Source organism: Tropicimonas sp. IMCC6043 (assembly GCF_004146235.1).
Taxonomy (GTDB): domain Bacteria; phylum Pseudomonadota; class Alphaproteobacteria; order Rhodobacterales; family Rhodobacteraceae; genus Tropicimonas.
Genome location: NZ_SELO01000016.1, coordinates 70,619 through 88,957 on the forward strand (window position 1 = coordinate 70,619; position 18,339 = coordinate 88,957).

General features: G+C 59.8%; 24 protein-coding genes. 5 read left to right on the top strand and 19 right to left on the bottom strand.

The window, feature by feature from the left end:
• Positions 1–259 precede the first annotated feature (259 nt).
• Entirely contained in the window at positions 260–1,168 is a 909-nt protein-coding gene (locus EU800_RS15115) for a glycerophosphodiester phosphodiesterase family protein (protein ID WP_129633841.1), read from the bottom strand.
• Between the two features lie 319 nt (positions 1,169–1,487).
• Between EU800_RS15115 and EU800_RS27240 the strand changes: the two genes are divergently transcribed.
• Positions 1,488–1,928, top strand: coding sequence for a hypothetical protein (locus tag EU800_RS27240; RefSeq protein WP_207209914.1), 441 nt, complete (start codon positions 1,488–1,490; stop codon positions 1,926–1,928).
• Between the two features lie 279 nt (positions 1,929–2,207).
• Here the strand turns inward: EU800_RS27240 and EU800_RS15125 are convergent, their stop codons facing one another.
• On the bottom strand, positions 2,208–2,615 hold the full coding sequence (locus tag EU800_RS15125; RefSeq protein ID WP_129633845.1) for a VOC family protein: 408 nt from the start codon (positions 2,613–2,615) through the stop codon (positions 2,208–2,210).
• Between the two features lie 332 nt (positions 2,616–2,947).
• Between EU800_RS15125 and EU800_RS15130 the strand changes: the two genes are divergently transcribed.
• A complete protein-coding gene (locus EU800_RS15130; RefSeq protein WP_129633848.1) occupies positions 2,948–3,361 on the top strand; it encodes a DUF805 domain-containing protein in 414 nt (137 codons plus the stop codon).
• 294 nt (positions 3,362–3,655) lie between these two features.
• The gene (locus tag EU800_RS15135; protein ID WP_129633850.1) at positions 3,656–3,868 is read left to right on the top strand and encodes a hypothetical protein; all 213 of its coding nucleotides are present in this window, start codon (positions 3,656–3,658) and stop codon (positions 3,866–3,868) included.
• A 327-nt stretch (positions 3,869–4,195) separates the two neighbouring features.
• On the opposite strand, the gene EU800_RS15140 is transcribed toward EU800_RS15135, so the two are convergent.
• A complete protein-coding gene (locus EU800_RS15140) occupies positions 4,196–4,912 on the bottom strand; it encodes a hypothetical protein (RefSeq protein WP_129633852.1) in 717 nt (238 codons plus the stop codon).
• A gap of 132 nt (positions 4,913–5,044) precedes the next feature.
• Complete coding sequence (locus EU800_RS15145; protein ID WP_129633854.1) at positions 5,045–5,671, bottom strand: YitT family protein; 627 nt, start codon at positions 5,669–5,671, stop codon at positions 5,045–5,047.
• A gap of 155 nt (positions 5,672–5,826) precedes the next feature.
• On the opposite strand from EU800_RS15145, the gene EU800_RS15150 reads away from it, so the two are divergent.
• Positions 5,827–6,483 (top strand): thermonuclease family protein, encoded by a 657-nt coding sequence (locus EU800_RS15150; protein WP_129633856.1) that lies wholly within the window; start codon positions 5,827–5,829, stop codon positions 6,481–6,483.
• 124 nt (positions 6,484–6,607) lie between these two features.
• Here the strand turns inward: EU800_RS15150 and EU800_RS15155 are convergent, their stop codons facing one another.
• Both EU800_RS15155 and EU800_RS15160 read right to left on the bottom strand, forming a co-directional pair.
• Positions 6,608–7,297 (bottom strand): DUF6639 family protein, encoded by a 690-nt coding sequence (locus tag EU800_RS15155; RefSeq protein WP_129633857.1) that lies wholly within the window; start codon positions 7,295–7,297, stop codon positions 6,608–6,610.
• Positions 7,298–7,599: 302 nt separating this feature from the next.
• The gene (locus EU800_RS15160; RefSeq protein ID WP_129633859.1) at positions 7,600–8,640 is read right to left on the bottom strand and encodes a GlxA family transcriptional regulator; all 1,041 of its coding nucleotides are present in this window, start codon (positions 8,638–8,640) and stop codon (positions 7,600–7,602) included.
• A 630-nt stretch (positions 8,641–9,270) separates the two neighbouring features.
• On the opposite strand from EU800_RS15160, the gene EU800_RS15165 reads away from it, so the two are divergent.
• Positions 9,271–9,978 carry an isoprenylcysteine carboxylmethyltransferase family protein gene (locus EU800_RS15165; RefSeq protein ID WP_207209915.1) on the top strand — a complete coding sequence of 236 codons (708 nt, stop codon included), beginning with the start codon at positions 9,271–9,273 and terminating at the stop codon, positions 9,976–9,978.
• A gap of 210 nt (positions 9,979–10,188) precedes the next feature.
• On the opposite strand, the gene EU800_RS15170 is transcribed toward EU800_RS15165, so the two are convergent.
• From EU800_RS15170 to EU800_RS15225, 13 genes are all read right to left on the bottom strand, one after another.
• Complete coding sequence (locus EU800_RS15170) at positions 10,189–10,800, bottom strand: TIGR02466 family protein (RefSeq protein ID WP_129633861.1); 612 nt, start codon at positions 10,798–10,800, stop codon at positions 10,189–10,191.
• 96 nt (positions 10,801–10,896) lie between these two features.
• Positions 10,897–11,364 carry an EF-hand domain-containing protein gene (locus EU800_RS15175; protein ID WP_129633863.1) on the bottom strand — a complete coding sequence of 156 codons (468 nt, stop codon included), beginning with the start codon at positions 11,362–11,364 and terminating at the stop codon, positions 10,897–10,899.
• Between the two features lie 935 nt (positions 11,365–12,299).
• A complete protein-coding gene (locus EU800_RS15185; protein ID WP_129633867.1) occupies positions 12,300–12,890 on the bottom strand; it encodes a rhodanese-like domain-containing protein in 591 nt (196 codons plus the stop codon).
• Positions 12,891–13,225: 335 nt separating this feature from the next.
• Positions 13,226–13,630, bottom strand: coding sequence for a hypothetical protein (locus tag EU800_RS15190; protein WP_129633869.1), 405 nt, complete (start codon positions 13,628–13,630; stop codon positions 13,226–13,228).
• Between the two features lie 10 nt (positions 13,631–13,640).
• On the bottom strand, positions 13,641–13,805 hold the full coding sequence (locus EU800_RS26895; RefSeq protein ID WP_165354685.1) for a hypothetical protein: 165 nt from the start codon (positions 13,803–13,805) through the stop codon (positions 13,641–13,643).
• Positions 13,802–14,095: a hypothetical protein gene (locus tag EU800_RS15195; RefSeq protein ID WP_129633871.1), complete on the bottom strand. Its 294-nt coding sequence runs from the start codon at positions 14,093–14,095 to the stop codon at positions 13,802–13,804. The genes EU800_RS26895 and EU800_RS15195 overlap by 4 nt, the downstream gene beginning before the upstream one ends.
• Positions 14,092–14,523, bottom strand: coding sequence for a DUF5681 domain-containing protein (locus EU800_RS15200; RefSeq protein ID WP_129633873.1), 432 nt, complete (start codon positions 14,521–14,523; stop codon positions 14,092–14,094). The genes EU800_RS15195 and EU800_RS15200 overlap by 4 nt, the downstream gene beginning before the upstream one ends.
• Positions 14,524–14,803: 280 nt before the next feature.
• Positions 14,804–15,901 carry an AAA family ATPase gene (locus EU800_RS15205; RefSeq protein WP_129633875.1) on the bottom strand — a complete coding sequence of 366 codons (1,098 nt, stop codon included), beginning with the start codon at positions 15,899–15,901 and terminating at the stop codon, positions 14,804–14,806.
• An 86-nt stretch (positions 15,902–15,987) separates the two neighbouring features.
• Positions 15,988–16,227 (bottom strand): hypothetical protein, encoded by a 240-nt coding sequence (locus EU800_RS15210; protein ID WP_129633877.1) that lies wholly within the window; start codon positions 16,225–16,227, stop codon positions 15,988–15,990.
• Positions 16,224–16,808 (bottom strand): hypothetical protein, encoded by a 585-nt coding sequence (locus EU800_RS15215; RefSeq protein WP_129633879.1) that lies wholly within the window; start codon positions 16,806–16,808, stop codon positions 16,224–16,226. Before EU800_RS15215 ends, EU800_RS15210 begins: the two co-directional genes overlap by 4 nt.
• Positions 16,805–16,927, bottom strand: coding sequence for a hypothetical protein (locus tag EU800_RS28970; RefSeq protein ID WP_256369771.1), 123 nt, complete (start codon positions 16,925–16,927; stop codon positions 16,805–16,807). Before EU800_RS28970 ends, EU800_RS15215 begins: the two co-directional genes overlap by 4 nt.
• On the bottom strand, positions 16,927–17,283 hold the full coding sequence (locus EU800_RS15220) for a hypothetical protein (RefSeq protein ID WP_129633881.1): 357 nt from the start codon (positions 17,281–17,283) through the stop codon (positions 16,927–16,929). The genes EU800_RS28970 and EU800_RS15220 overlap by 1 nt, the downstream gene beginning before the upstream one ends.
• 105 nt (positions 17,284–17,388) lie before the next feature.
• A complete protein-coding gene (locus tag EU800_RS15225; protein WP_129633883.1) occupies positions 17,389–17,583 on the bottom strand; it encodes a helix-turn-helix domain-containing protein in 195 nt (64 codons plus the stop codon).
• Positions 17,584–18,339: the final 756 nt, after the last annotated feature.

Consider the following 18,339-nt stretch of genomic DNA (forward strand, 5'->3'; position numbering starts at 1 on the left):
ACCGCGAGTGCTGATACTAACCTCGACAAGACACTTCTCCTATCGGTTCTCGACCAATAGTGTCTGTCAATTGGAACGAAAGTGCGACGGGAAAGTGTTAACGGTTTCAGGCGAGCGGACTAGCAGCCTTCCGAACCCGCCACGACAATCGGCGGATGCTTTGGAAACGAACGGATATCGAACCACTTGAACCACGTGCCGTCCGGGTTGGCCCGATCACCGGAGCGGATCGGGAAATGGCATTTGCTCTTCCCGGCAGCTAACGGTCCAGCAATTTCATGAGCAAGTCAGGTTGGCCGGTCATGTAGGCCGGCGCACCGAGGCTTATCGCTGCCAGCCAATCCGACGCGTCGCCATGGTCTAGTGCCGCATCCTTGCCATCATGAACACCGCTGACGGCAACACGAATGTCGAGTTCTGCTGCTCTGGCCCGGCAATCAGGCGTCATTCGCCTGTCCGGAACGACGACTACCGCCAATAGAGCGCCCTGGCCGCCAGATAGCTTGTCGAGGTCAGCCACGCAGTCCGTCGTTCGTTCCATCGAGACAAAGGTGCCGATCCCGGTAACCGACGCAACGTCGGACAGAAGGGACGCGTCGTAATAGAAAATACCGAAAAGCAACAGATTGCCGGTGTCGTGGCCTTGTAGCAGCGGAACGACGCTCCTCGCCTCGTACCGCTTCAGGTCCAGCAAGACCAGTATCCGCCCTTCGGCCATTTCGAGCGCTTCTTCCAGCGTCGGGATAGTGTGATCCGCGCCGTCCGTGCCATCGGTGAGCCGCAGGCGCCTGAGGTCGCCAAGCGTATAGTCGCCGATATAGTCTTTTCCGCCACGTCTCTCTCGGGTCGGACCTCCCGGCACGCCGTCAGGAAAGACGCGCTCGACGTCGGTGGTGCGGTTCAGCGTGGGGTCGTGCATCAAAACGTAGTGGCCATCGCCCGTAAGCTGCGCGTCGAGCTTCACCATGTCGATGCCACGGTCGAGCGCGGCCCCGAGCCAAGCCAGAGAATTCTCCGGCGCACCGTCGAGCCGTGCATAGCGATGCGCAATCACCAGCGGCGGCTGGCCGGGCTCCATCCTTTCCCCGATGGCTACCTGAGCGTAGACGAGTTGCGGCGCAAGAAATCCGGCGGCTGTAATCACCAGAAGAGCATATAGCTTGAACATATTCCCCGCCCCACGCGAGAACTCCGGTCGGTCAAGTTTGAACCGATCCGTCAAAGCGTGCCTGTCGAGGTTGCCGCGCGGCTAGTGGGTTCGCCATGATCTTGGTCAAGAGCAAAGGGCGCAAAGAGGGGACGCAATTCCAAGTGAGAACGGTCCAAGGCCCGCGGCGGTAAACAGCCACACACGCTGCGAAGTACGAGCGCCTGTCTCGGACGTCCTCTGGAATGTCCACTTCGACTTCAGCGGTGGATCTTTCTCTGAGCCAGTTGGTCGCCGGTGGACCCGAAGCCAAGTCGCCTGCTAACGTACCAGGGTTTGCATGAAGTCGGAGGCAAAAAATATGACGAAAGTTTTGAGCCTTTTCGCTTGCGCCGCTGTTGTTTCCGGCTGCACGGAAATGGGTCCCCAAGTTTCAGCGGACGAACTTCGCACGAGATTAACCGGACAGAAAGTGCAGCTCCGGCCCGACGGAGGGCCAAAGCCCGGTGAACCTGAAGCGTTTAACATGACTTTCCGTGCAAACGGCGCGCTCACTGTTGAGCCCATCGGCTCGCGCACCGCGGTCGTTAGCGACGGTGATGTCACGATCAGATTCCCGCTCGGCTTCGACGGCGCCTGGGATGTCCGGGACGGTGAGCTGTGCATAGGAATGCAGCGCCGGCTCGATTGCCAGCCGGCCACGGTCTCGGGTGACATCCTGGTCGTCACTGACCGCGACAGCGGCGACACGGCGCGCGGGCGTCTCCAGCCAACGCAATAGCTCAGGTCCACTGCGGGCGCCATTTGTCTCATTTTCCTGCGACTTCGATGTGGGGCTTTCTATCGGCGATAACAAACACTTACTGGCACGATGGTGTCGCGGCAGCTAAGGCCAATGTCTGAGGCAGTGGCGAACCTTACTTCGTCGGGTACCGCAACGATGAAAGGCCGCACAAAACCGCTCGCCGCTCCCATTACAAGTTCATACCGATGAACGGAGGCGGGCCTGGGGTGAGGCTGAGGAAGTGGGGGAGACTACGGTGAAGAGACATCATTTTCGTCAAATCGGCGCCGCGTTCACCTCTATGGTGTTGTAGTCTGGATCAAGCAGGTAGAGTTGCGGGAATCCGGCAATGCTGTCGCGGCTTACCAGCATCCGCTTGGGGTTTCCCTCTGGCATCGTGTCACTGAAGCCGGCACGTTCGAGGCGATCGACCATCTCTTCGAAGGCATCCGTTGCGAAGGCGAAATGCACATCTGCGATGTCGATGGTTGGGGTAGTCCGGTATGTGCCGGATGGGTTGGACACTAGATGAATTTGGCGATCACCACAGCCGAGCCAGACACCAGGAATACCGAACGGAGGGCGCGGCAGTCGCGTCAGGTCGAAGAGGTCCTCGTAGAATGCGGCCGAAATCTTAACATTCCTGACAGGATAGGAAACGTGATGCAGAAGCAGTCCTGGCATGAGGGTCGCCCTCCCTTGTGAGGCGATACTACTGGATTCGGCTCAGAGCACCAAATTCACGCCAGAAGCCTGAAGATTCTGGCCCGAGTTTCTATCCGCTCTCGATGCGGCGGCGCGGTCATCGCGCTTGGTCTCGTGTGTCCCAGGTGGGACAGACCAGCCACCGCCTCCCACTGCCCTAGCTCCCATCGCTCAGGAACAAACTGCGGCCTTCCTTCAGAGCGGTGCCGTAGGCAATCCAATCGGCAACAGCCCCGCCTTCGCCGGAAAATTCTTCTTGCGACCGCCTTTGAGTGTATGATCCGGGGAACAGTTCTTGTGGGGACACGTCAATGGGATTTGCTGAAGCCGTAAAGACCTGTTTGAGTAAATATGTTACCTTCTCCGGTCGCGCGCAACGTTCAGAGTTCTGGTGGTTCGTGCTTTTCGCCTATGGCTTTGGGATCGTGTTCTCCATCGTTGATCTGTCTCTTTTCGGCGAGACGACAACGATAGCGACCGACGGGACCGCCAGCGTGTCCTCTGAAACGGATTTCGCTCCGTTCACCTCGATTTTCGGATTGGCCGTGGTCCTGCCTTACATCTCGGTGTCAGTGAGGCGGCTGCACGATACGGACCGTAGCGGCTGGTGGTACTGGCTAGGTTTGATCCCGTTGATCGGTGTCATTGTTCTGATCGTCTGGTTCGCAACGAAGGGAACCGCAGGACCCAATCGTTTTGGCGAAGACCCACTGAACACGGCATAGGTTCCCGACTTCGCTGTTTCTGCATCGCGCAAGCGGCGGGCCTCGTGGATTTCGTCGCGGCGAAGGCCCAGGTCGGCGGTGGTGGCAAGTTTGGCGAACTGGTTTCCTCGGCTTGGCAACCGTTGGCGTCCACAACGGTTGGATTTCCGCCCTTTGACACCTCCTCCCTTTCCTGCGCGCCGGGGGTGAGGTTGAGAAAGCAGGGCGTCCGAGCCGTCAGCCGCTCTTGTTCGATTCAAAGGCAGTTATCTGACTCAAACCGGGAGAAGTGGGGGGCGAAGAATGAGTCTCTGGATGGCCGCAATTCTGTTGGTGGGCCTGTTAGCCGGATCAAAAGTCGCACAGGTTTGGCTCTTTCCGGCGTATCGGAAGACTTGGCGCACATGGGACAGGCACAAGGACCCCATTGCGTGGAAGCTTATTCGCGCTCATCCATTTCACGAGCTTGGTTGGTATCTCTTTGCTGCATTGCTGTCGGCCGCTGTTTTCTACTTGGCCGTGGCCTGAACAACTCGTCGATTGGCAGCGACGTCGGCGCTCGTCGCGACGAAGGACAATGTCGTCTGCGGTCGGAGGTGCGTTGTTGGCCCCAACGCATGTCCTGTCCCGGCCAGCAATCTCGCCCCGCTCCTGCGCGGCGTCGTATTCGTCGGCAAGACGCGCCTTGGCGCTCCGATAGACCGGCGTCGCGGGCCGCTTTTTTGCGGGAAACCAAGGGGACGACGCGTCCCGATGGTTTCCGCGCCCGACTCCATGATCATCACCCTGCGCCGGCTCAATCTGCTTCAGCAGTTCACTAGCGCGCCGGGTGGCGGGCCGATTCGGGGAGAATAGTCAATTCGGTGTCCATCCGGGGTAAAACTCATCGATGTTCAGCCACCCCGTGAACTGGTGCGTCGCGTCCTGCGGCGGAAAAGGTCCGTCCTTGCGGAGAATTGCGCCATAGCCGCCCTGATCCGCCCCGCCGCCCACGACGGTGCAGACCGGCCCGAAAGAATAGAGCAGAACCCCCACATGCTGCGTCCGGCCGCCTTTCGTCGGGTTCGACTGTTGGTAAAAATCACCGCTCTGCGGTTTCTGGCCTTCAGCCAAGGTATGCCAACCGCGATTATTGGCGCCACAGACGTTCAGCGCAAAGGAATTGAAACTGAACGGCGGTCCGGACAAGGTGCCGGCCGACAGGATGTTCTTATGGACCCATGTCAGGAAAGACGTGCAGGTCGTTCCCGGCGGACTGCGGTTGAATAGCGAGACACAGCTCGCATGGTTCATCTTGGTCCATTTGAAGAAGACCCGCTCGTGGTCGTAATATTTCCGGCTTTCCGGGAAGTCCGTCCCGAGCTGTTCGATCAGCCACTGACGCAGAGGCGACAATGACTCCCAATCGGACTTATACGGCCAAGCGTCGCGACGGGTATTCATGAGTTCCCTCCCCGAACCCATTTGTTCGAAAATACCGCGGCCAGGGTTGTGAGTCAAAATCGTCGGCGCTCCGCCGCATGGCCCCTCTTTCGCCAAGACGTGCTCATCCACCCTGATCTGGAGCGACACGCGGATCTCGTCTCTGCGAGGGCCGGCGGTTGCCAAAGCGGCAAGCGTGTGGATAGCCACGGCCACACCTTGGACCAGGATACAGTGTAGCGCACTTTGACGGTAGAGAGCGCCAAGGCGCGGCCGGACCCTTCACGTGGCAATGTATCGGTCACGCCGGTGATTGAAGGCGATGACGACATTGAGCACGAAAGCGCCAAGCAGAGAATAGAGCACTACCGAAGGTGGGAAGATGAAGGCCGCGACGGCAAAGAGCGCTGCGTCGAAGAGCAACTGGACGTAGCCAGCGCGGAACCCGAAGTGATCCTGAATCAGCAATGCCGTCACGCCGAGCCCGCCAAGACTTCCCTTGTGGCGAAACAAGATCAGCAATCCTGCGCCGACGAGAGTTCCGAAGATCACCATGCCGACGGCCGGGGTCACGAGTTCTATCGCAAGATGACTGGGCAGCCATTCCGAGAGCACCGAAAGAGCCGTGACGCACGCCAATGAGCGCAAGGTGAAATTGGCCCCCATGCGGGTCCAGGCGAGCCAATAGAACGGCAAGTTCACGATGAAGAACACGAGCCCGAAGGGCCATTCGGTGAGATAGGAGACAATCAGCGCCAGCCCTGCCGTCTGCCCTGTGAGAAAGCCGAGGTGGGTCAGGAACTGCAAACCCAGCGCGCAGAAGAAGACTCCGATGGAGAGGCCCTGCAAGTCCTCCAGTAGTGTGTGGCGAAGCGAGTCGGGGCGGTCGGTGTCGATGTGCGTGCTCATGGAGCGCAGATGGCAAATCCGCCAACGAAGATCCAGTGCTCGCATTGGCGCTCCAAGCCGATCCAGATTTCCGTTTTGGTCCGCCGGCAGAGCGCCGATTTGCGCCGTTGCAATGCAGCGCGCGGTCCGTGATCGTATCGCCGATTGGAGATCCCATGCGCACCGTAGTTCTATTGATGATTTCAATGACCGTTCCGAGCGCTGCCGCCGCCCAGGACCTCCGCATCGTGGACGGCGACACCATCGAAATCGACTCCACCATCTACCGCCTGCATGGCATCGACGCCCCCGAGTTCGCGCAGAAATGCAACGCGGCCGGCGGCGGCACATGGCCCTGCGGGAAAGAGGCAGTTGCCGTTCTGACGGACCTGATCGGCGACCAGAACGTAACATGCGACGACCGGGGCAGCGACCAGTATGGCCGAACCATCGGCGTTTGCAGCGCAGGTGGCATCGACCTCAACGGGCGGATGGTCTCCACCGGCTACGCATGGGCCTTTGTCCGCTACATCGAAGACTACGTTGCCGAAGAGGCGGCGGCCCGTGAGCAGCGCCTAGGCATCTGGAGCAACGCCACAGAACCGCCGTGGGTCTATCGGGAGGCCAAGTGGAACGAAGCGTCAGGAGAGGCGCCGGAGGGCTGCCCGATCAAGGGAAACATCTCCGACAACGGCCGGATCTATCACACGCCATGGAGCCCCTGGTATTCGCGAACGAAGGTCAACGAGGCGAAGGGTGAGCGCTGGTTCTGCGACGAGGCAGAGGCCGTTGCGGCCGGGTGGCGGGCGCCGATTTGGGGCGTTAGCCGATGACGCAGGTGACGCGCGAAGCCAGCCGCATCAACCGACGGATGCGTTTCTCGTTCAGCAGATAGCCATCGTTGCGCAGGTGCCAGGTCATCTGGCGCACATCTAGCGGTCGGGTCCGATGCAACTTCTACGGCACAATCCGAAAAGAGGTGCTTCCATCGAGAATTCCGGTCACCGTCTCACAGCCGTGAGCCTCGAAGTAGAGATACGAGGCGGCGGCGAACCTGCGCGGAGCGAGCCCGTAAATGAAGATGTCGATCACCTCTGCAGAGATGGGCGGCTCAATGCCGGCGGCGTCAAGTAGCGTTTTTCGATGCTCAGGCGCTAGGGCAGCCAATTCTAGGGCATTGGCGATGTACTCGTGATCGACTGGTGCGATTTTCCGACCACCCAACTTCTGTTCGATGAGCGCGTGGGCCAACTCGTGAGTGAGAAGGGAGCAAAAGACCACGTCGTCCGGCAGGGCAGCATAGGCATCGTCAGCAAGCAAGTGATCGCGCAGCAGGTCCCGGTCGATGATCTGGATACGACCGAGTTCGCAATCGAAGGATGCAAGGCATTCGCCGATGTTGTGAATAGGGCTGTAAACGACTTCGATCGTGATTGGTTCCGTCTGGGAAAGACCGCATCTGTCGAGTGCCCTCCGGGCATCTAAGGCTGCTGCACAGATCATGCTTTGCGTAGCCCCTTCCGATGCATCGACCCAAAATCCCGGATCGTCGCAAGGCACCGGATCGGCCGCGCCAGATACCGTGGCTGATCCAACCGTAACTGCCAACGTCGCCGCCTTAATCCAGCAATGCCGGGCGTTGTGCATCGTTGCTCCCTCCTCGAAGGGCGATCACATAGGGGAAATGTCGCATTGGGGACTGGATCTGTCGCTGAGGTAGATCAAGCCTGGGCCGCTACACGAGCAGAGCCGACCTTGCCACCCCGGTCCCGAACGAGGGCTTAGCGCCGTGAGCGACCGCGCTGGCGTGTCCGGTCCAAGAGCCAACGCTTCGTGCCACCGAAGGGGGAGTATGCCGACATCGCGGTCATCTGATGAAAACGCTCGGATGACGGATCTCAGACCGGAACCGACTAACGCTCTTCGACAATCTGCTTTCGAATGTCGGGTCAGATATAGCGGGAAAACCGGGTTTGGCCGAACATCTTGCGATGCTCAGTCGGCGTCAGGCCAGTCTTGCGCTTGAACAGTCGCCGGAAGGACGGGGCGTCGAGATAACCTACCTCCTCGCCAATTTCAGAAACTGGTGATGACGTGGTCTCGAGCAATTGCCGCGCTTCTTCGATCCGCACGGCCAGAACGTAGTCTTGAGGGGATTTGCCGGTTGCCTTCCGAAAGCGTCGCGCGAAGGTTGTCGATGGTAGACCTGAGCGCTTCGCCATCTCGCCAACCGGATTTTCGACGGCGTAGTGGTTGGCAATCCAGGATTGCGTTTCCCTTATCAACGCGTCCTCATGTGGGGTGGATCGGATCATCGAGGAATAGGGGGCCTGCAATTCGCCGCGGTCTGCCATGAGCCAGACCTTGGCGGCCCGGGCAGCCCTCTGAGCGCCGCCATATTGCGCAATCAGAAACAGGGCAAGTTCCTGCCAGCCCGTTGTGCCACCGGAGGTCACGACACCGCAGGCTGCATCGGCGAAGCACAGGCCGCGATCGGTACGCAGCCTGACATTTGGATAGCACCGTCGAAAAAGGTCCTCCCACGCCCAGTGGGTTGTTGCTTCGACACCATCCAGTAAACCGACCTCAGCAAGGTAGACTGCGCCCGTACAGGCAGAGACCACGCGTGTTCTTCCGGGCGGGAGCCTGGCCAGCCAGGAGAGACCAGGGTGTTCCGCGGGATCGGGCCGGTCATGGTGAGAAAGGTTAAGGCCGGGAACGACCGCCACGTCGCAATCCTCCGCATCGTCAAACGCAATGTCGGGCGCAATACGCAGTCCGCTGCCGCAGCGAAATGGTTCAGTACTCGGACCAACGAGGCGGACGTCGAACACAGGATCAGCCGGATTTCCGGTGACCAGGGTTTCCCAGTCGCGGCCCGCCGCCATCAGCGTGTCGTACAGACCAAAGAGGCTCGAGGCACTGGCCTGGGGCGTAGCCACAAGGAGTATCGAAACCGTCATTGAAAGGCACTTCTCGGGTTTGGTCAATCTGCCACCATTTTAGCGATTCTGCCGCTCACGGCCAATGAGCAAGACCGCATAGCCTTCGAGAGATCGAAATTTCAGGAGGTGACCATTATGCGGACGGGATCATTCTGGAGGTGGCATTCTCCGGGTATCAGCGCGCCCGTCGAGCCAGGCGAGACGCCACCTCCTTGCGAATCCGAAAAACCACCATCGCCGGAAAGAAACTGCGACATCACTCGCCGAGTATGGGAACGGTTCGTCTATCTTGGCCCCGGTGGTCCTGTGATGCGTGACATCAGATCTTGATGAGGGCAACCAAATGTCAGCTTCCTTGCTCAGTCCGGTCATTGCTGGAAACCGACGAATGGCAGGACTGCGCAGGGAGCCGACCTGTAAGACAAGGGAGCGCCAGGTCTCGCCCAACGAGGCCACAAATGGCAGGTTTGCCGACTCTTGCCGCCATTAGCTGCAGTGCGACAAAACATGACGCGCTCACTCAACATTTCTTCCCAAAGTGAAGAAGCAGACTTCCGCGGCCGAACGTGTGAGCGACCGAGTCGCGGACCAAGCAGCCGCTCTCTTGTTCGGCTGTCCGATTGATGCCTAAGCCACCCACGGATACACTCGCGTTGTAGTACTTGGGATAGTCACGTGGCCCAAAAGAGCCCTGCCAGAAAAGCAGCCGCAAGCCAGTGGATCAGATTGGTTCTGGTGTACCTTCTGATCCCTTTCCTTCTGTTGGTGTGTGGCGGCGACCCGAGCTGGTCGCAAGCTTGGCTCTACGCCGTTTTGATCCTCGGCTTTGGACTTGGCGGTCGCATTTTGGCAGAGGTACGACATCCCGGACTGACTGCTAATCGACAGAGCCACGAAAATCTCAAGGATGCCAAAACGTGGGACAAGATCCTCGCTCCGCTCATGGCGGTTAGTATCAGCTATCCGTTGGTCATCGTCGCCGGGTTGGACCACCGCTATGGATGGTCTCCAGACTTTCCGCCTTGGCTGAGTATCATTGGCTTAATCCTAATCGCGCTTGGATATGCTTTCGCTGCCTGGGCGGTGGCAGAGAACCGCTTTTTCTACAGCGTGGTTGTTGTTCGGTCGGATCGAGGACATGCGGTGTGTGACAGTGGTCCGTACCAGTTTGTCCGACATCCGGGCTATTCCGGAAATATCATTGCGCCGTTCGGCCTTGTGCTTGGCCTGGGTTCGCTGTGGACATTGCTGCCAATGGCGGCTGCCTTTGGAATCACAGTCTTGAGAACGGCGCTGGAAGACCAAACTTTGCAGGACGAGTTACCTGGCTATCGAGACTATGCCCGTCGCGTCCGTTATCGCCTCATTCCAGGTGCTTATTGAATGTGATGTCAGACGCGATTTGATTTTGGCGGCCGTTCGCCGTGGCTCCACTGAGCGACCGCTCCGCGGACAAACCTGACTTTCGAAGAAATGATTGATAAGAATTACTGAGCCTTCAACGTAGTGGAGTGGCCGATGGACCACTTTGTACGAACACAGGTTGTTCCCGAAGCACGGCGAGGCAAACACGGGCACCGCGTAAGACCCGCCTTACGTCCGGAAAGTCGCGTTGAACGCTACTGTCACGCGCTCTTCTCTGCTATCATTTGGATATACCCAGTGCACCAGGTAGGCGGGGAAAAGTATTATTTCCCCAGCCGCCGGCCTCAGCTTCTTCTTGGGACGGAAAGCTCCGGCGTCGAGAATGCGCCAGTGCGGCAGGTCCGAACGGGGATCGAGAAACTCGATCATCCCCGACGATCCCGTTTCGACTTCCGGTTGGGAGACGTAATAGACTCCAGACCAGTGGGCCCCCGGATGAGTGTGCGGCGCATTGAACCCGCCGGGGGGATTCACGTTCATCCACCCGAAAAGTTTGAGGCGTAAAGCCTCGGGATCGGCTTTCGCCGAAATCTGCCGGGTCGCGGCAAGGACCGCCTCCCGCGCAGCCTCACGTAGCTGCGAGACGCAGGGTGCCGCGACATCGAAGAGATTGCCCTCCGAATGCCAGCCGCCGCGGTTCGATTTCGACGCGCCACCGCCCTCGGCACGTAGCCGCGCGCCTTCCTGAAGCAGCGCGGCGTCGAGAGTCACATGATCCGGCAGGCAAAATCTAATCAGCGGCGTCGAGAAAAGCTTCTCGTACCTGGTCTTTTCGATCATTGCGACCTCTTGCCGAAGCGTAGTGCGGCATGACACCGACCGCCGACTGTTGATAGTTCTGCCATCCGCAAGGTGCGGGCCGAGAGTTCGCGAGTGTTAGTCGTCGTCCTCGTCGTCACTCTCATCGCTTCCTCTGTCGTCGTCGCCCTCGTCGTCGTCACGGTCATCGTTTTCGTCGTCGCTGCGGTCATCGTTTTCGTCGTCGTCACGGTCATCGTTTTCGTCGTCGCTGCGGTCATCGTTTTCGTCGTCGCTGCGGTCATCGTTTTCGTCGTCGTCACGGTCATCGTTTTCGTCGTCGCGGCGATCATCTTTCTCGTCGTCGCTCTCGTCGTCGCGCGACTGTCGCAACTCCTTCCGGGTAACTTTTCCGTCGCCGTCGGAGTCGCTGCGCGACAGCACCGTTGTGGCACCGCCGCTCCCGAAAGCCTCCTCAAGTTCCCCCCGTTCCAGAACCCCGTTCCGATTAGTGTCGATCGATCGGAATGTGCGCTCCTGAGCAAGCGCGGGGAGCGCCATGACGGCAAGTACGGATGTCGATAAAAGCAGTTTCGAAATGGTCAAGGTCTTGTCCTCCTCACAGTGTCCAAAGCCTAGCCGCTGACAGATCCCATTTTGTAGCGACAATGCTCGTGCGTTTCATTCTGTTCCAGAACAGGACGTTACTGTCGGACCTTAATTAAGACAATCAGCGTGAGCCCAGCAGAAGCGCGGAATCGGCGGACAGTCGCCTGTTAGATGCCTTGGAATATGGCACCCGCCTCCCTGGCAAGAATGGTGCCGCCACACTGCGTGTCCGGTCTGTCCGCGAACCCGGCACAGCTCGAAATCTCGCAAACGTCCGCGGTGCGCAGTGCGCATTGAGCGACCGCGCTGGCGTGTCCGGTCCAAGAGCCAACGCTTCGTGCCACCGAAGGGTGAGTTTGCCGACAATGCCGACCTTCGCTGCGGGCGCGGAGTGTTGTAGTGGCGGCGTCAGCTCTCGGTCTCGACTTTCGCGCCGGTGAGGCTGTAGAAGATCTCGCCGTTGAGTGGTTCGTCGCAGACTTCAGTTGGTGCTCTGGTCGTCTGGACAATAACCTGGACCAACAATGTCTGCAAAGCAGCACTCCAGCTTTCGACACAGTCTCGGCAACTCTTCAGCATATAATCGCTGACGCCCGAGTTCGATCTGATTGATCCGGCACGAGCCTTTGTGCCCAAGAAAGGCGGCTACTTCACACTGCGTGAGGCCAAGCTCCTTACGGCGCGTCCTCAATCTTGCGCCGATTTCAAGTCTTGCCTTGAACACGTCACGGTCATTCATACACATATGAATGTGTTTACATGACGTCATGTCAAGACTTAGTGAAAGGCCGCGAGCAGCCTGCTGCCGCACTTGAGGGCGCTCTAAAAGAGAAATGGGAGCTGCGGGCACCAACCACTCGCGGTGTGGCGCACGCAGATTGTGATCAAGCCCAAGACATCACGGACAGCACGATGGTCGGCAGCTTCTTGTGCTAGTTTCGGTCGGCTGGATATGCTTGGTGCGGCGCAATCGAATAGCTCCACTCCAGACCAGCATTCTTCCATCCATTCACTGTACGATGACCGGCCTCCGGACCGGTATTTGCTTTATCGCCTTCAAACCCATCTAGGATCGAGTAGACGTTGGTGTAGCCCAAGTCGTAGAGGACATTCGCCGCTTTTGCGCTCCGCGACCCGGAGCGACAAATGACGACGATTGGGGTGTCGTCGTCTATCCCGCGTGCATCGGCATAGTCCATGAAATCCATTTCAAACGCGGGGTTCATCTCCAGGTGGTAGCCCTTGTCCTCAGGGTAATAGCTAATCGTCTGCGGCATCACCATGAAAGGGATGTGAACATCAACTCGGGTGGGGAGACCGACAAATGCAATCTCCGCGCGGCTGCGTACGTCGAGCAGAACGACGTCTTCATCGCGAAGCATGTCAACCGCATCGGCCGATGTCAGGTAGAGCCCTGCCTTGGTCTGCTTCTTTGCGGGAATGCTTGTAGCGTCCTCGGCGAACGACGGTATCGCAAACATGGACACAAGAAGACAGCCGATTATGGTCGATCTCAGTGACATTCTGTGAACTCCGGAAATCTGTTCTTGGGAATGAACGCAATCACTGGTTACGCCACGTCAAGATAGCACGGGTTTGCGCTATCATGCAGCCCAGAAAACCGCGATCAGAGGATTTTCGTAGCGCCGGTTTGCAGTTCGCTTCACGGCCCCCAAAAGTTCAACGGCAGCAAAGGGCTCTTCGATGCTTTTTGTAGCGTTGGTCTCGAACGGCAGCTATTAGGTCCAGCGTGTGAACAGATGGCACGCTGCGCCTGCGAGACCGCTAGAGTTGATGTCCGTCAGCATTGCGCAGAAAGCCAACTGCCGTTCCAGCGTGGAGTTTGTAGGTCCTAACCCTAGGAAGCGCCTCCCCAGCCACATGATACCAGCGCATCGCCGGCGCCAATCCTCCTCCCCTCCCGCGCCACCCGGTCGAGCAACTCCGTCCAGTACGCATCGCCCAGCGTTCCCTCGACCACGTAGCGGCGCGCCAACTCGTCGTCCGTCGATGCCTGTGCCGCCTCGATGTCATTGGCGAACATGTCTTCGCCAGCCTTGAGGGCGCAGACCCGGCGGAGGAACGCGCCTTCAGTCTCGCCGTGTTCCCGGCTGATGGTGCCAAGATCCGTTCCGGCAACCACAACTGCCGATGCTTCCTCCCTGCCGTCATCGGTTGGAACGCGCGCGACCACCTGAATGGGAAGGTCGCGCGGGTCGGGACGGCCCGCCTCAAGGCGCCCGATTCGGTTCTTCAGTGTCATCGCTGCGTCCTCACAGTTGCTTCGTATCGGGCTCAAGGATGACCACCTTGCGCGCCTCTGGAATCGGCTTATTCACGATCAGTTCGCCGTCTTCACCAACACGATCCGCGATCACGACGACAAGGTTGGTGCCACGCTGCTCTTCCAGCCTGTCGATCCTGCTTCGAATGCTCATTGTGCTGCCTCGTTCGCCAGTTTCTCGTCGGCCATCGCATAGGCCGCGGCGCGCTCTTCGTCGGTCATGACCTCAATATGCTTCCCGCCTGCGATGGCGGCGTAGACTCTGCGGTAAAAGTCATTGGCGGGTTCCCCGTCGCTCCGGTTCATGCTGCCGAAAGGGGGGACCACGAGGAGGGCGGCGGATGCGTGAGGGTTGCCGGCGCCGATAAGGAAGATCACGTCCGGTGCGTTGTCTGTGTTCGGGGTTGCCTGTTCGAGTTTCGCGACTCGGTGTTCCAGTGTCATTTGCTGCTCTCCAGCGCCGTGATGCGAGCCTCAAGCTCGGTTGTTTCCAGTGTCTTCCGGTAGCCCTCCACCAGCGCCATGACGGAGGCGCCTTCGAGCGGGGTGATCTCCCCCTCGGAAACGGCACGCAGGACCGCCTGGGCGGCGGCTGCGGCGTCCTGAGCAGTCTCCATGGGGGGAAGGTCGAAGGAGACCGGGGAATCCTTCCTGACCGGCGCTATGCGCTCCAGGCAGAGGCGCAGGGCCGTGGCGTCGCCTTCAAGGGCCTTGTCGATGGCCTTCTGGGTCAGGGCTTCGGCCTCATTGCCGAGGAGCGCTTCCACCGCCTTCGTGACCTTGTGGCGGGCGCCCTTCGGACGGCCGGGGTTGCCCAGCGCGAACTTGCCGGTCTCATCGGTGTACGTTGTTCCTGCGTTTTTTCGTGTCATAGACTCTGACCTATTGTCCCTCCCCGATCCGAATGCTGCCATAGCCGACGAGGGAGGGAACCATCCGCGGCAGAACCCTTCCGTGCATGGCTTGGAGGCGTGTGGGTTGGTCATGGGCACCTCCGCCGACGCAGCCGCCTTGAGGGCGCGCCCCGCCTTTCAGGGCGGGCGCACAGCCCTTAGGGGTATGGGGATATATGGCGCCAGGGGGATGAAGGGGGGGATGAAGGCACTTTGCAACCCACTTTGCTAGGGGGGATGAAGGGGGTCTGCATGGTGTTCATTGCCCCGCCTCCACGATGAAACTGCGCGGCCTGGACGACGGCCCTTCGCTCTCGATCCTGATCTTTCCGGCGGTCAGGAGGCTGTCCATCGCGGCCTTGAACGCCCGCTTCGTCATGCCCTCGTTGTCCGGGTGTTCGGCGAACTGCTTGGGGGCGTAGTTCGGCCCGCCAGCGTGGTTGACCCGCCGACCTTGCGCTGTGTAGGTCGCGAGCAAGTGCATGAACACGCGCTGCGCCTTGGCCCCCGCCGCCAGCTTGTCCAGGCCCTGTTCGGCCACCTCGGGGACAAACACGCCTGCCTGCCATTTGATGTGCGTCTCTTCTCCTACGCGCCCGTAGTTGGCCTTCATTGTCGTCAGGACGCGGCGGTCAGGATCTGCCTCGAACCCGCAGTCTGTGATCCGCGCGAGGTAGAGGCGCGAGCGCACGCTGTTGTTCCACGCGGTCGAGCCTGAGGCGCCCGTGCCGCTGCTGAGGCCGGTGAGCGACGGGTGCCCCAGAAGCAGGACGGCGCATCCCCGCTTGAGGGCCAACCCCCGGAGGATGCCGATGAACTGGCGGACCTTGGCCCGGTCGTTCTCATTGGCCGGATAGACATCCGCCAGTGTGTCGATGACGATCAGCACGGGAGCGTCGTTAGCCGCCCGTGCGTCCAGTTCCTTGAAGAGTTCGGATTGCATCAGGGTCACCTGGCTATCGACCGCGAGCAGCGCATCCTCACCGGCCAGCGACCGCAGGGTGAGACCGGACAGGTCGTCATAGGCCCGACGCTCGGCCCGCAGGATGTCCTCCAGGCGCCGGTGCAGTTCGTCCTCGTCGTCTTCCGCGCTCATGTAGATGACGCGACCGGCCGACACCCCTTTGCCGATCCAGCCACCGCCCGTGGCAACCGCGACAGCCAGTTGCAGCGCCAGCAGGCTCTTGCCGGTGCCTCCGTCGCCACTGAACAGAGTGACGGTCATTTGAGGCACCAGCCCGTGCACCAGCCATTCGCGCGGTGGCACGGGCTTTCCCTTGAGCGATGCGGCCGAAAAGAACCGGCTGTCGCGAGAGGTTGCGGAATCGAGGAATTCCGATCCGCCGCGACGTTGCATTGGCGGGTCGTTGAACCCGCTGGCCCGATCCCGCGCCGAGCGGAATTCCTCCGCAGCCTGCGCGAAGGTGTTTGATCCGTCAGGCATCATGCGGCGCCTCCCGAGATCCTCGCGAGGGTCTCTTGCAACAGGCGATGCGCCTTGGCGGCCGGCATCGCTGGCCAAAGCTCGCCGCTGTCGTAGTCGTCGCGGTCCCACACAGAGAGTGTCCAATCGCCGAACTCGTCTGGCATCAGGACTTCGACCACCCGCCTGGTGCCGGCGAAGGTGAATTCGGCGGGCTCCAGCGGAACCGTCGATGGGAATAGAGTGGTCACGTTCGTCATGCCGCTCCCTCCCCGCAGAAGTGGCGCATCACGCCGGCAAATTCCCGGTCGGTCAGGCTGTCGAGGACGGCCGTCGCAATGATCGCCCGGTCCTCGGGATCAAGCCGGTGACGGAAGACGATGGCCGCCGCCGCGTTGCCGTAGTCGTTACGTAACGTGAGGGCATAGCCGACCATCCGAGCCGCAGCCTTGTGGGACGGCTTGGCGTAGTGACGCAGTGCCTTGGCGCGCCAGGATGTGCGATTTTTTGCTCTAAGAGCGGTTTCTTCCTCAGTGTATCGAGCCCCGGTCGCAGTTGCAGCTGCGCCGGCGTTTGTCGTCTTGTTGTCAGGCGATTGTTTCCATTTAGACACCAAAACGGAGAAATCTGTGCTATTGTATCCAGACTTCAAGCTACCACTCACGTCCCCCCGAACCCCGGCTGCAGCCCCCATTGCGCCGGGGTTTGTCGTGAGGGATGTCACGTCTGGGTCACAATCCAGACATGTCGAAAGGTTAACGTCGGAGATATTTCGAGCACCAAATTCAACGCCGGTTGCAGGAGTGGCTGCGCCGGCGTTTTTCTTTGCCTCTGCCTTCATGCGCTGCCCTCCCCGAAGCACCAGGAAGCGAGCACTTCCGCCTGCCGATGGGTGAGCCCAAAGCGGCGGCGCAGGTGGCGGATCTGAAGGTCGCGCGGGGCGGGGTAGTAGATCCTCATCACGCGGCCTCCTCGAAACCGACGCCGCGCACCTCGTCGTCCAGGAAGTAGATCCCAAAGCGCTCGCACTCGGTCGTGCCGTCGCTCTCGAAGACCTCGGTGCGGATGGTGACGCCGTGATCCCGCTTCAGGACCATCACCCGGTCGCTGACGCGCACCGGGCTGGCGCAATAGAGGGGGCCGCGCATGAGGCCCTCAAGCACCCGGCGGTTTCCGCCCTTCAGCGTGACCGTGCGGGTCTCGCCGGTCGTGGAGATCAATTCATAGGTCGCGGAGTCGGCGGCCGGGGGGAGGTCAGCCCAACTCAGGATTCTCTGAGCGTTTTTCGGTGGTGTAGTGCTCGAATTAGTTTTCATGTCTTTGCCTCTTTGCTTGAATGACCGAGGCAAAAGCGCTACGCTTCCAGTGTCCGCTAGAAACGAATGCGCCCCGCTCGGTCAAATTGATCGGCGGGGTTTCGTTTAGGCGGCATCCACCATATTGGCGGCGATCCATGCATCGAGATCCGCGCGGCGATAGACGACGCAGCCGGCGACTTTCGCGAATGCCGGGCCCTTATGGCGATTGGACTCCATGCGGAGCTTGGCGAGTTGGGATTGAGAAACCCCGAGATAGGCCGCGGCCTCTGCGGGGCGAAAATTGTGATTTGCGATCATTGCTGCGACACTCCGAATTGTCAGGACGTGTCACTTATCTAGATTGTCGTTCCGCCCGGCATAATACTGACAAAGCGTTTGTCAGTACCCCCTCCGGGATTAGCCTTCCTCTCGCCCGATCCATTCGCCGGTGGGAAGGCATATCCCGCCCGCCGCGCTGGCGAACGCCACCAAGCGCTCTCCAGACGGAAGCAATGGATCATAGTCCCAGATTTCTGGCGGCCAACCCATTCCCGGAGTGTCAGCCGTGACTCTCCAAGTATCCCACGTATCGCTGTTGTCTGCCTCCAGAAGGCGTTGTTCATAGAAGGCGACTGTTCTCAGGAAACTGAGATTTGCAGCGTCATCCCAACGGTCGAAAATCGACTTCATTGGGTCCAAGTATTCTTCCGACGATAATACTGCGGCCCAGAATGGGGCCGCGCTCCGAAACCGGACCCAAGCGCTCCACAAATTCCTTGGATTCCAAGGAACTTTCGCCTCTCTCTCGACCCACCGACCGTCTAATCCGAAACCCATTGCAGGCACCTTGTTTACAGATCCCCACATTTCCGACGTCAATTCAATCGCGCGCCCGACGCTCATCTCCCTTCCACTCACTTTGTCCCAAACCATGAAGAATGCTATGGTTCCGCATGCAATCGCTTGGCCTATCCTCTCTTGCATGGTGCGCAAGACAGCATTTGCCACAGCAGAGTGATGGAAGTCTCCATCTGACGCAGAATAAAAACGAGCGGCTTCGCTTTGGTAAATGAG

Excerpts from the sequence above, each read along its gene's own strand:
- EU800_RS26895 (WP_165354685.1), bottom strand. The coding sequence starts at position 13,805 with ATGAGCATTCGAAGCAGGATCGACAGGCTGGAAGAGCAGCGTGGCACC.
- EU800_RS15215 (WP_129633879.1), bottom strand. The coding sequence starts at position 16,808 with ATGAAGGCAGAGGCAAAGAAAAACGCCGGCGCAGCCACTCCTGCAACC.
- EU800_RS15130 (WP_129633848.1), top strand. The coding sequence starts at position 2,948 with ATGGGATTTGCTGAAGCCGTAAAGACCTGTTTGAGTAAATATGTTACC.
- EU800_RS15200 (WP_129633873.1), bottom strand. The coding sequence starts at position 14,523 with ATGACACGAAAAAACGCAGGAACAACGTACACCGATGAGACCGGCAAG.
- EU800_RS15225 (WP_129633883.1), bottom strand. The coding sequence starts at position 17,583 with ATGATCGCAAATCACAATTTTCGCCCCGCAGAGGCCGCGGCCTATCTC.
- EU800_RS15195 (WP_129633871.1), bottom strand. The coding sequence starts at position 14,095 with ATGACACTGGAACACCGAGTCGCGAAACTCGAACAGGCAACCCCGAAC.
- EU800_RS28970 (WP_256369771.1), bottom strand. The coding sequence starts at position 16,927 with ATGAGGATCTACTACCCCGCCCCGCGCGACCTTCAGATCCGCCACCTG.
- EU800_RS15190 (WP_129633869.1), bottom strand. The coding sequence starts at position 13,630 with ATGACACTGAAGAACCGAATCGGGCGCCTTGAGGCGGGCCGTCCCGAC.
- EU800_RS15210 (WP_129633877.1), bottom strand. The coding sequence starts at position 16,227 with ATGACGAACGTGACCACTCTATTCCCATCGACGGTTCCGCTGGAGCCC.
- EU800_RS15145 (WP_129633854.1), bottom strand. The coding sequence starts at position 5,671 with ATGAGCACGCACATCGACACCGACCGCCCCGACTCGCTTCGCCACACA.
- EU800_RS15115 (WP_129633841.1), bottom strand. The coding sequence starts at position 1,168 with ATGTTCAAGCTATATGCTCTTCTGGTGATTACAGCCGCCGGATTTCTT.
- EU800_RS27240 (WP_207209914.1), top strand. The coding sequence starts at position 1,488 with ATGAAGTCGGAGGCAAAAAATATGACGAAAGTTTTGAGCCTTTTCGCT.
- EU800_RS15205 (WP_129633875.1), bottom strand. The coding sequence starts at position 15,901 with ATGCAACGTCGCGGCGGATCGGAATTCCTCGATTCCGCAACCTCTCGC.
- EU800_RS15135 (WP_129633850.1), top strand. The coding sequence starts at position 3,656 with ATGGCCGCAATTCTGTTGGTGGGCCTGTTAGCCGGATCAAAAGTCGCA.
- EU800_RS15185 (WP_129633867.1), bottom strand. The coding sequence starts at position 12,890 with ATGTCACTGAGATCGACCATAATCGGCTGTCTTCTTGTGTCCATGTTT.
- EU800_RS15170 (WP_129633861.1), bottom strand. The coding sequence starts at position 10,800 with ATGATCGAAAAGACCAGGTACGAGAAGCTTTTCTCGACGCCGCTGATT.
- EU800_RS15125 (WP_129633845.1), bottom strand. The coding sequence starts at position 2,615 with ATGCCAGGACTGCTTCTGCATCACGTTTCCTATCCTGTCAGGAATGTT.
- EU800_RS15220 (WP_129633881.1), bottom strand. The coding sequence starts at position 17,283 with ATGAAAACTAATTCGAGCACTACACCACCGAAAAACGCTCAGAGAATC.
- EU800_RS15155 (WP_129633857.1), bottom strand. The coding sequence starts at position 7,297 with ATGCACAACGCCCGGCATTGCTGGATTAAGGCGGCGACGTTGGCAGTT.
- EU800_RS15150 (WP_129633856.1), top strand. The coding sequence starts at position 5,827 with ATGCGCACCGTAGTTCTATTGATGATTTCAATGACCGTTCCGAGCGCT.